The 10,892-nt window shown below is 51.4% G+C and carries 10 protein-coding genes; 3 read left to right on the top strand and 7 right to left on the bottom strand.

Features of this window, described 5'->3' with window-relative positions; translation table 11 throughout:
• Positions 1-65: 65 nt before the first annotated feature.
• The 3 genes from FD09_RS15105 to FD09_RS15115 form a co-directional block, all read right to left on the bottom strand.
• Entirely contained in the window at positions 66-833 is a 768-nt protein-coding gene (locus FD09_RS15105; RefSeq protein ID WP_057822522.1) for an SDR family NAD(P)-dependent oxidoreductase, read from the bottom strand.
• Between the two features lie 200 nt (positions 834-1,033).
• Entirely contained in the window at positions 1,034-1,768 is a 735-nt protein-coding gene (locus FD09_RS15110) for a hypothetical protein (protein ID WP_057822523.1), read from the bottom strand.
• Positions 1,769-1,850: 82 nt separating this feature from the next.
• A complete protein-coding gene (locus tag FD09_RS15115) occupies positions 1,851-3,275 on the bottom strand; it encodes an MFS transporter (RefSeq protein WP_057822524.1) in 1,425 nt (474 codons plus the stop codon).
• A 116-nt stretch (positions 3,276-3,391) separates the two neighbouring features.
• On the opposite strand from FD09_RS15115, the gene FD09_RS15120 reads away from it, so the two are divergent.
• From FD09_RS15120 to FD09_RS15130, 3 genes are all read left to right on the top strand, one after another.
• Entirely contained in the window at positions 3,392-5,302 is a 1,911-nt protein-coding gene (locus FD09_RS15120; protein WP_057822525.1) for a M13-type metalloendopeptidase, read from the top strand.
• 247 nt (positions 5,303-5,549) lie between these two features.
• Complete coding sequence (locus FD09_RS15125) at positions 5,550-7,388, top strand: glycoside hydrolase family 2 protein (RefSeq protein WP_083488009.1); 1,839 nt, start codon at positions 5,550-5,552, stop codon at positions 7,386-7,388.
• A gap of 114 nt (positions 7,389-7,502) precedes the next feature.
• A complete protein-coding gene (locus FD09_RS15130; protein ID WP_057822526.1) occupies positions 7,503-8,084 on the top strand; it encodes an SOS response-associated peptidase in 582 nt (193 codons plus the stop codon).
• Between the two features lie 178 nt (positions 8,085-8,262).
• On the opposite strand, the gene FD09_RS15135 is transcribed toward FD09_RS15130, so the two are convergent.
• The 4 genes from FD09_RS15135 to FD09_RS15150 are packed head-to-tail and all read right to left on the bottom strand — an operon-like array spanning position 8,263 to position 10,844.
• On the bottom strand, positions 8,263-8,664 hold the full coding sequence (locus FD09_RS15135; protein ID WP_057822527.1) for a DUF3021 domain-containing protein: 402 nt from the start codon (positions 8,662-8,664) through the stop codon (positions 8,263-8,265).
• Positions 8,665-8,676: 12 nt separating this feature from the next.
• Complete coding sequence (locus FD09_RS15140; RefSeq protein WP_057822528.1) at positions 8,677-9,135, bottom strand: LytTR family DNA-binding domain-containing protein; 459 nt, start codon at positions 9,133-9,135, stop codon at positions 8,677-8,679.
• Between the two features lie 25 nt (positions 9,136-9,160).
• Positions 9,161-10,033, bottom strand: a complete 873-nt coding sequence (locus tag FD09_RS15145; protein ID WP_057822529.1) for an ABC transporter permease — start codon at positions 10,031-10,033, stop codon at positions 9,161-9,163.
• Position 10,034: 1 nt separating this feature from the next.
• Positions 10,035-10,844, bottom strand: a complete 810-nt coding sequence (locus FD09_RS15150; protein WP_057822530.1) for an ABC transporter ATP-binding protein — start codon at positions 10,842-10,844, stop codon at positions 10,035-10,037.
• Positions 10,845-10,892 lie beyond the last annotated feature (48 nt).

A 10,892-nucleotide genomic window follows, 5' to 3' on the forward strand; every position in this document is an offset into this window, starting at 1 on the left:
GTCTAACTTTTTTGTTGCACTTCAGCTTTTTGCCAGAAACCATGTCTTTTTTTGTCGCCTAAAACTTATAGTGCCGTCCAACCGCCATCAGCGACCACGACGCTGCCGTTCACAAAGTGGCTCTCATCGGACACCAGGAACAACGCCGTATTCGCCATGTCCTCTCCAGAGCCTTGGGGCGAGTCGAAACCGCCCGCGGCCTGCAATGCCTTTTGTCCCACCGGATCGGGATCGGTAATTGTTGTTCCGATATTGGTAATGATGGAACCCGGCGCCAATACATTGGCCCGGACCTTACCTTTGACCCCATATGTGGCGGTAATATTTTTGGTCAGGCCAATCACGCCATGTTTCGATGTGACATACGCTGCACCGCCGCGCCCGCCAAACAAACCGCCCACGGAACTAATATTCAAGATCACCCCGCCGCCGTCTTGACTCTCCATGATCGGCACCGCTTCGCGACACGCCCAAAACGGCGCATACAAATTGATCTTTAACACTTTATCCCACAGTTCATCAGTCGCCGTGACCACCGTCTTGAAATTATCGACGATCCCGGCATTGTTGACCAAAATATCCAATTGACCAAACTTCTCCACTGCCGTATGCACCAGTTGCTTAACGGCCTCCTCATCGCTGACATCGGTGACATCAGCGATCGCTGAACCCCCAGCCTCATTGATTTGTGCGGCTACTGCCTGAATATTGTCCGCATCGCGATCACTCACAATGATGCGGGCTTCTTCTTCCGCAAACCGCAGAGCCATGGCCTTCCCCATGCCATTGCCGGCTCCAGTAATAATTGCCACTTTCCCTGTCAAACGTGCCATCACGCAGCCTCCTTTTTGTCCGTACCGGCATGTGACCAATTTCACATCCGCCACCTATATTATAGCGGCTTGCTCGGGTAAACACCACATCTTGGGTGGTGTGATTTACAGCGCAAACCGCGTCAGGACAAGGATCGGCCAGTTCCAATTCAACAATTTATTAATGGGGCTCAATTCAGCGAAACAGCCGCAGCCGGTCGTCATTTCGAACTTGCTGAGTACTCACTGGCGGCTTTGGCCCGGGACGACTCATCCGCAGCGGTCCACTTTTTAACGATGGTCGGTGCTTGGGGCTTGAGATACTTGATAACTGCCTGGATAGTGGGAAAGTTCATGCGGTGCTTAAAAAAATATGTCATGGCGTTATAATGCCGATTCAAAGCCGCCATCAGCTCCGCATTGGTGACGTAACTTTGTCCTTTATGCAGTTCCAGACTCCGCCGCGCCAATTGGGTGGGGCCGCGCATCACATAGACGGCGCGGACGTAAGCACCGTCATGGGTCTCTAGGGTGTTGTTGTAATAATAAATCACAACTGTCTTTTTAACGGGGTCCACAATGCAATATTCCACTTCAGCCTCAGCACCGGTCATTTCGCTAAACTCAAGGGTCGCGTATCCAGACTTTTCAATCGACAGTGTCATCCAGAGGTCCATCCCATCGTTACTGACGTTTTCCAGCACAGACAAGCCGGCCCCTTCGTATTCTATGTCGTAGCCCTCTTTCTGATCGCCATAAGCCCGGCTAACTTTCAAGTCCGAAAAAAACTTTTTCGGATCCGTCACTGGTCCAGAAATACTTGCCGCCGGTTGGACCAGCTGATCGAATGGCGGCCAGTGCTGCCAAATAGCGAAGCCAAGCACGGCAGCAAGTACAATAAATAGGCTGGCCCCCATTATCTGCCAAGTTTTGAATCGTCGTGGTTGTTTTTTCATGATGTCCTCCGCTCGCGATCCGATTGATCCCGCATCATGTGATTGCAGTCACATGGTCGTCTCAATTATAACGCGCGCGGAATTAATCCTCGCTCTGATTTGCCTGGACAGCTCGCCGCTGATACCGCAGCAAACTGCCGATCAGGATAACCGCCGCCACGATCAATGCCACGGCAAACCAGTAACTAAAGTGCATGGCGAAGACAAACCAATCCGGATGGCTGCGCGGATAAGCCGTAATATGCTTGCCGGCCCGCAAGCTCATGCCCAAATAAACCAGTGATGTAGCCAGCGACAAGCCCATGGCCATACCCAAGTTGCGGCCCAGCGCGGCCAGAGAGCCCGCAATCCCTTGATATTCCGGACCCGCATTATCCATGATCATCGGATTATTCTGGAAAGCCCCGTTGGCCACCCCGAACATCGCCAAACCGAAGATTAAAACGGCGATTGACCAGCCAGGTTGCACCATCACAAAAATAATGAGCGGCACAAAGAAGATGAACAATGCATAAAATGAAACCTTTTCCGCCCCAATATGGTCACTAATAATCCCGCCGGTAGGCGCACTGACCATATTGAGCAGCGGTACCGCCATCAAAATAAGGCCGGCCGTGGCAGAAGATAACGCCAGCGTTTCCTGCAGATAAAAAGGCATGACCACATTATTAAAATAGCCGACCATGTACACCAACATGGCCGAAATGATCCCCAGGGTAAAGCCGCGGGAACGAAAGATGCCCAACTGCAGCAACGGGGTCGCCACCCGCTTTTCAATCCAGATAAAGGCGGCCACGAGCACGGCAGCGAAGATGAACAATGCGATTACCCCGGGCGTTGAAAATCCCACCGCCTGCCCCCAATAAATAGCCACAAAGAAACTGATCACAGCTGCAGCGAAGGTTAAATAACCGGACCAATCTACCTGCACCTTAGACCAGGTCACTGATTCATGGGGAAAAATCCGATGACCAAATAGAAAGGCAATAATGCCAATGGGAACATTGATCCAAAAGATCCAGTGCCAATTGGCGACTGCTAAAATCACCCCGCCGATTCCGGGACCGGCCACATTACCGATTTGCACGACGGTACTGTTCACACCCAACGCCCGCCCGTGCTCGTTAATCGGGAAAGTTTGGGTGATAATGCCGAAGTTGGTGGCCATCACCATTGACGATCCCAGAGCTTGGAATAGACGGGCGGCCAGTAGCATCGGTAAACTGCTGCTTAAGCCGCAGGTCAAGGACCCCAAAACAAAAATCACGGTGCCCGTTTGAAATACCGGAATTCGGCCAATCTGGTCCGCCAACCGGCCAAAGAATATGAGCAACGCACAAATGGCCACCAGATAGACAGACACCACCCACTCTGCTTCATTCATTGGCACGTTCAATTCCCGGGAAATGTGGGGCACGGCAATATTCACAACACTGGCATCCAGGGTAGACATAAACGACACCATGGATGTCGCAAAAAGCATGATCCAACGGTCTCGGGTTTGCATATTGTTCTCTCCTTCTATGTATTCTGTCTCATTATCACCCCAGAATCAGAGAGTATCAATTCTCGCCGCTTTCGATTAAGATGACGGTGTATGTGTTGTGTCAAAGGAGGATTTTTATGCGTGAACAAACAAGCACCCGGGCCCAGGACGACCTGTATGATTACGTCAATGGGGATTGGCAGGCCACCGCACCAATCGACCCGGATAAAGTCGCGGCAGGAGTCTCGGAAGACTTGGATAAAAAAGTCGAAAAAGAATTGACGGTCGACCTGCAAGATGCACTGAAACAAGCAGACGATGCACCAACGGACAATTTTGAAAAAGCGGCCCTGTTATTTGGTAAAGCACTGGATTTTGACCGCCGGGAAAAAGAGGGGCTGGCGCCGGAACAACCGCGCTTGACTAAGTTGCAAAAACTCAGCGATCTCACTCGCTTCAATGCGGCTTTGCCCGATTTGATCCAAAACGGCTATCCGTTGCCTTTTCGCCTCTTCCCGGAAACCAATTTTCACCATGCTGATCAGTATCAGCTGATGTTCGATTCCCCGAATACGATTCTGCCGGATGTCACCATGTATGCGGACGCAGCCCAAAAAGAGCCGTTACTAGCCGCCTGGACTAAGATGGTGCGGACATTATTGGCTCAAACTGACCTGCTGGCAGCAGATCAAGAAGCCTATACTCAAGACGCCCTGGCCTTTGACGCGTTGATTGCGACGCATCATATGAGTCACGAGGATATGGCTGACGACAACAATATCGACAACGCCACCGATTGGTCGGATATGTTGGCAAAAATGCCCCAGGTGGATGTAGCGAATGCCCTGGCACCGATCCTGCCCAGCACACCCAAGCAAGTGAACATTGTCGACACTCGGTTTTACGATGCGTTCACGGCTGTTTTCAATGCCACCACCTATCGCCAGTACAATCACTGGGCCTACATCAATGAATTGCTCCGGCACACGGCACTGCTTAGTCCCCGATTACGGGAAATCGGTGCCCAATACGACCAAGCCATTACTGGCCAAAAGGAATTGGCCAAGCCGGTGCGGTTTGCGTATGAATTGGCCAACCGGTACATGGCTGAACCGATCGGCGTTTATTACGGAAAAAAGTATTTTGGCCCCAAAGCGAAGGCAGACGTCACCCAACTTGTCGAGCAGCTCATTGCCGCCTACAAAGAACAGATTGCTGAAAATACCTGGTTGTCGGCGTCTACGAAACAAATGGCAACTAAAAAGTTAGACACCATGGTCATCAAAATGGGCTATCCTGAAAAAGCACAGCCGATTTACGACAAGATTCAGATCGATCGCGAAGCGGCACTTTCTCCCACTGTGGACGCCTTGCAGCGGATCCTGCGCCTATTTGGTTTTGGCCGGTTGGATGCTCCCGTGGACCGCAGTGAATGGGTCATGCCCGCGCAGTTGGTAAACGCCGCCTATAATCCGACATCCAACGACATTACTTTCCCCGCCGCCATTTTGCAGGCGCCATTCTATGATGTCCACGCCAGCGAAGCGGATAACCTCGGCGGCGCGGGCGCCACTATCGGCCATGAAATTAGCCACGCCTTTGACAACAACGGTGCATTATATGACGAACACGGGAACAAGAAGAACTGGTGGCAACCAGCCGACTTTGACCACTTCAAGCAGTTCACTCAGGCCATGATTGATCAATTCGACGGAATTCCCTACGCCGGTGGCAAGATCAACGGCAAGCTGGTGGTCAGTGAAAACATCGCCGACAACGCCGGTTTGAATGCAGCCCTGCGCGTTCTGCATAAATTGAGCGACGACCAGGCTGATTTCAAAGAATACTTTATTAATTATGCGCTGTCTTGGCGGACAAAGATTCGGCCGGAATTGGAGCGTGTGATTCTCTCCACCGATGTCCACTCCCCCGCGAAGTTGCGGACCAATGTTCCGGTCCCCAACTTCCCAGAATGGTACCGGGCGTTTCACGTGGAACAAGGCGACGGGATGTACCGTGATCCAGGTAAACGAGTTGTGATTTGGTAACCTGCGTCAATAATTAACCGCTGTCTTTCAGACGACACAAGCAATATGATTTGAGTGTGGGAAACCACACTTTTTTAAACGGGCTGCGCGTCCCATCCCCCTCGCGCTAAGCCCATCCGGGTCATAATTCCCAAGTTCAGGGGATTTTGACCAGGCTGTTCTTAGCAGTCGGGGGCTACCGGGACGCTCCACCCTCTTTTTTCGTATCAGTCGGATTCTCGCTTTGTTAACGTAAGGAGTGATTGATGTGAACCGAGAACAGTATCCCCGTCCCCAATTTGTTCGTCAGGGTCCCTGGCAAAACTTAAATGGAGCTTGGCATTTTGCTTTTGACGACCAAGACATTGGTCGGCGGGAAGCCTGGTTTCAAAACAGTCTGCCCGACCCCGTCGACATTCAGGTGCCTTTTGTTTATCAGTCGAAGCTGAGCGGTATCAATGATCAAAGTATCCATGATATCGTGTGGTATCAGCGCCCGCTTGCGGTAACCAAAAAGGACGGCGAACACTATTTGCTGCACTTTGGCGCCGTGGATTATCGTGCGGATGTGTATGTGAACGGCACGTATGTCGGCGCCCATGTTGGCGGTGACGGGTCGTTTAGTTTCGATGTCACGGATGCTTTGACAAGCGCTTCTGAGCAAACCGTCACTGTGCGGGTGGAAGATCATACCTTTGACGAGACCATTCCCCGGGGCAAACAATCCTGGGCTGGTGCGCCAGTGGCCATTTGGTACACCAATTCCACTGGCATCTGGCAGACCGTCTGGTTAGAAACTGTGCCCGCGGCGCGACTCACCGATATTCGGATGACGCCGGATCTAGACCATGCGTCTGTCACCTTTGATGCCGACTTCAGTTCCGCCGCCATCGGGGCCACATTCGCTTACGAAATTACCTTCGGCGATACAGTGGTGGCCAAAGATACTGCCTTGATCACCGACCCGCATCTGACCCGATCCGTGGAATTGCTGCATCGGCATATTCTCCGGACTGCCTGTCACAGTGATGGCTGGACCTGGACCCCGGAACACCCCAATCTGTTCTCTGTGACGTTCACTGTCCTCACCGCTAATGGGCACCCGGTGGATCAGGTTGATTCTTATTTTGGCCTGCGTAAAATCAGCACTGAAAACGGCATGGTGCTGCTAAACAATAAACCGTATTATCAGCGACTAGTCCTGGATCAAGGTTACTGGCCGGATGGTTTGCTGACGGCACCCACCGATGAGGCCTTGAAGACCGATATTGAACTCGCCAAAAAGATGGGATTCAACGGCGCCCGCAAGCACCAAAAGGTGGAAGATCCGCAGTTCCTGTACTGGGCCGACAAGCTGGGGTATCTGGTCTGGGAAGAAGTGGCTTCCGTGCCGATTTTTTCCCCAGAATCCGTTAATCGCCTGATTGATGCCTGGCAGGAAACGATCAAACGAGATTACAATCACCCATCCATTGTCATGTGGGTCCCATTGAATGAAGGCTGGGGCGTGGACCAAATTAACACCAGCCGGCAACAACAGCATTTTTCTGAGTCCTTATATCACATGATTCATGCGCTGGATGACACGCGCTTGGTGGAATCCAATGATGGGTGGGACAATACCCAAACCGATGTGGTCGGCATTCACAATTACACCCACGGCGCCAAAGACGATACCAAGCAATATGACCGATACCGGGAATCGATGAAAACGGTGGAAAATCTGATCAACATGTCCCCGGGGTATTGGCCAGTCTTTGCGCCTGGGTTCCACTATACCGGCCAGCCGATTATTCTGACTGAATTCGGCGGCATCAGCTTTGCCTCCGACCGTCCAGATGGCTGGGGGTACACGACCGCGGCCACTGAAGAAGAATACTTATCCGAACTGCATCGCCTGCTATCCGCCATTGCAGATTCTCAAGGCCTGTGCGGTTATTGTTACACCCAGTTGACCGATGTCCAGCAGGAAGTTAACGGTCTGCTCACGGCAGAGCGCAAGCCGAAAGCACCCATGGAAAAGATTCAACCATTGTTTGCTTTCCCTGTGACTGGCCGCCTAGCCGACGATGCCGCCGCCTATCGCCAGCCACCGATCGTCCATTAATTATCCGTTAAGACGTACTTTCTCCGATAGAAAGTGCGTCTTTATTTGTCTCCAGGGCATTTAGGTGACATAACAACGGGTATAATAGAGGTAGTAGCAGAAAGGAGACGTCCTATGTGTGGACGATTTTATGTCGATGTACGTCATAACAAACGCTTGCGCCAATTGGCTGATACTTTAGCAGCCCATGACATGCCAGTTAAAACGGGTGAAGTATTCCCTACCGATCATGCCGGTGTCATTTTACGCCACGACGATCGCATGGCGATGGGCAGTGTGGTGTGGGGCTTTCCTGGCTTCAAAGCCAAACAGCTAATCATCAATGCCCGATCGGAAACAGTCATGATCAAGGAAATGTTCAAGGCCCCATTCTTGCGGGAACGCTGCGTTTTTCCTATGTCCGGATTCTTTGAATGGAGCAAGGATAAGGAAAAGAACTATTTCACTGATCCCCATGGCAAGATTTTGTTAGTCGGCGGCTTTCTTGCTCATTTCCCCGCAGGTACCCGCTCGATTATCTTGACCACCACCCCAAACGATGCCGTGGCCAAAGTACACGACCGCATGCCTTTGCTGATCCCCCACAAAGAACTCAAGAATTGGTTATTTAATGACGACTTTGCCGTCAAGCAGTTACGGGAAGAAATGGACGAATTACAGGGCTCCACGGAAGATCCTGACGCCGTCCTGAATTAATCTATTGTGGACTAGAAAAAAGCACTGAACAGTTTACCCACACGGTAAACTGCTCAGTGCTTTTTGTTGCGGTCCCGAAATTCGTGTTTGATCTTAATGGTTTTGGGGTCTAATCCCGGTTCATCCTTAATCGGCCGTGCCAATGCCTGCAACCGATCTGCATTTGTTGGATAAACTCTTAATGCTGACCTTTATTCCGCTCGGCCAAAGCCCGATTTATCCGCGAGACCCGCATAGCCTGATCAAGGTAAATAATCCCCCACACGGCCACGTAGATGAAAAGATAAAACAGCCAGAAAGAACCTTGGACCAGAAAGCTGCCCCAGTGATTAAAACTCATCATGGCAGCCACCAGAATCGCCACACCGACCATGTGAATTGCCAACAGAACTAAGAACGGCCAGCGCTCAACTTCAAATAATAACGACAATATCCCAATCAATGCACTCATCACCAAGATGCTCATGATGTTTTGCGGCGTGGGGGCGCTAGTTTGAATTCCTAAGGCAAGCACCATTAAATACACAAACGATCCGATCCCAATCCCGCCAAACGTCAAACGGCCCATTAATCGCCACATTGTCGGCACCTCCTATAGTCCTAATCTTTGGGCCAGCAGCTGCACGTATTTGCGGCTGACGCTGGTCTTGTTGTTGTCGCTGAGTTTGGCAGTCATACTCCCGGAGAAACTATCCTCCAAAGAGAGTAAATGATTCAGATTAACCATGGCATGTTTAGACACTTGCACAAAATCTGGACTGGCTAAACGTTCCGCAAAATGTGTCAATCGTTCGCGGGTGGTCAGTACACCGCCGGTCGTATAAATTAATAATGCCGTATCCTGCACATCGGCCATAATAATGTCCTCGATCCGGACCATTTGAATCCGGTCGTCTGTTTTGACTGGGACAATCCCCGGCTGGTTGGCACCGTAGCGATCAATATACGCCATAAGCGCCTGGACGTTTTGGTCCTGCTTGGCCGCCTCCACCGTGACGGCGGGATCCGTCGGTGGATACTGTTTGTTTTCCAAAAAACGACTGCGGACCATACCCGTCCCTCATTTCTGCTTGGAATTAAGCGTTGACCAGTGCCCGTCGCTGCCGAGCCGCCCGCCATTGGGGCAATAATGCCAGCAGGAGGGCAACAATCAACACGCCTCCTACTATTCCGTATGTTTGGCCAGCTGTCAACTGGCTAGACCAAGCAATCCGGACGCCCATCGTTTCGCGGAAGCGGACCAGGGCGGCGGGATGATTTTGAAAAGTCGTGGCCAGTGTGGGACCCATCAGTGTATCCCGATATAACGCAGCGATATAAGCCCCGGGCGTGCATTTGATCAATACCTGGGCAGCATCAGGCAAGGCGCCGATTGGGACGTAGGTTCCGACTAAGAAACCAGCAGCGGTACTGATCACTGTGCTAACGGCCCCCAATGTCGCGAGCTTTTTGATTCCCTGCACCAACACCGCATTCAATGCCGTCGCCGTGACGGTACTCAACACCATAATCACGCCGACCATGGGTAACTCAGCCCACGGTATCGTCATGCCATCCACAATCATAAAATAAAGTCCCATAATCAGCAGCACCATCAGCTGCATGAATAAGCCAATAATGGCAGCACTCACCATATAGCTCACTTGCAAACCAAAGGGCCCAGCATCGGTCAGCAGCAGATCCGACCGCACGCCATTCTCCCGATCTTGCACCATCCGTTGCAGGCTGGCCAATGTGGTTGTGATGCCCATGATCGTCATTGTCCCGCCAATCTGCCACAGATCCAGCAGCTGATTGGCATTGGGTGCGGCACTCCACTCGGTCAGAATGCTTTGCTTCAAAAATACGATATAAAGGACGAACGAGATCAATGCACCCAATAAAGAGAAAAACACCCCGGCTCGATCTCGAAAATACAGTAACAAATTACGGCGAATCATTGCGGTCATGTCAACGCATCTCCTTCCCAGTCAATGCCATAAAGGCGTCGTCCATAGTCCCTGCCCGATATTCAAAATTCAGAATGGCTTGCTTGTGCGCGGTGAGAAAAAGTAGTGCCGCCTGGGCCGTTTGAGGATGATGGACCTGCTCTCCCTGCGCGGTCGTCACAGTCAATATGTTCTGCGCATATTGGGTGCGGATCGTCGTCGCCGTCCCCTGAGCAATTACCTTGCCCCGATCCACGATATACACCATATCTGCGTGATCGGCCTCGTCCAGGTAATGTGTGGTCAGCAAAACGGTCAACTGTTGCGTCTGCTGCAACGTATGCAGTAAATCCCAAATCGCAGTGCGGGTTTGAATATCCAAACCAGTTGTTGGTTCGTCTAAGAAAAGAATATCCGGCGTGTTCAACAAAGCGCGGGCAATATCGACGCGCCGCCGCTGACCACCGGACAATGTGCCATAGACTTGGTTTTGAAAATCCGTCAAACCGAGTTCGGCAATCAGCGTCGCCACTCGGCTGGTGGGGACTTGGTGATACTGCTTAGCGCGAATGCGTAAGTTTTCCGTCACTGTCAGGTTTTTATCCAGGACACTGTTTTGGAAGACTACCCCAATTCTGGTTTGATCAGCGTATTTAATCTCACCGGCTGTTGGTGCCAGTAAACCGGTCAACATGTTGATGGTGGTGGATTTGCCTGCCCCATTGGGACCCAGTACTGCGGTGAGGCTGCCTTTTTCAATTGTTAAGTTAATACCATTGACGGCCACATGGTCGCCGTACGTTTTCGATAAGTTGTTCGCTGTGAGTAACATAATCGCTCATCTGCTTTCAAAAGTGTCCTCAAATGTATACACATCCGG

The organism is Schleiferilactobacillus perolens DSM 12744, assembly GCF_001435585.1.
Taxonomy (GTDB): domain Bacteria; phylum Bacillota; class Bacilli; order Lactobacillales; family Lactobacillaceae; genus Schleiferilactobacillus; species Schleiferilactobacillus perolens.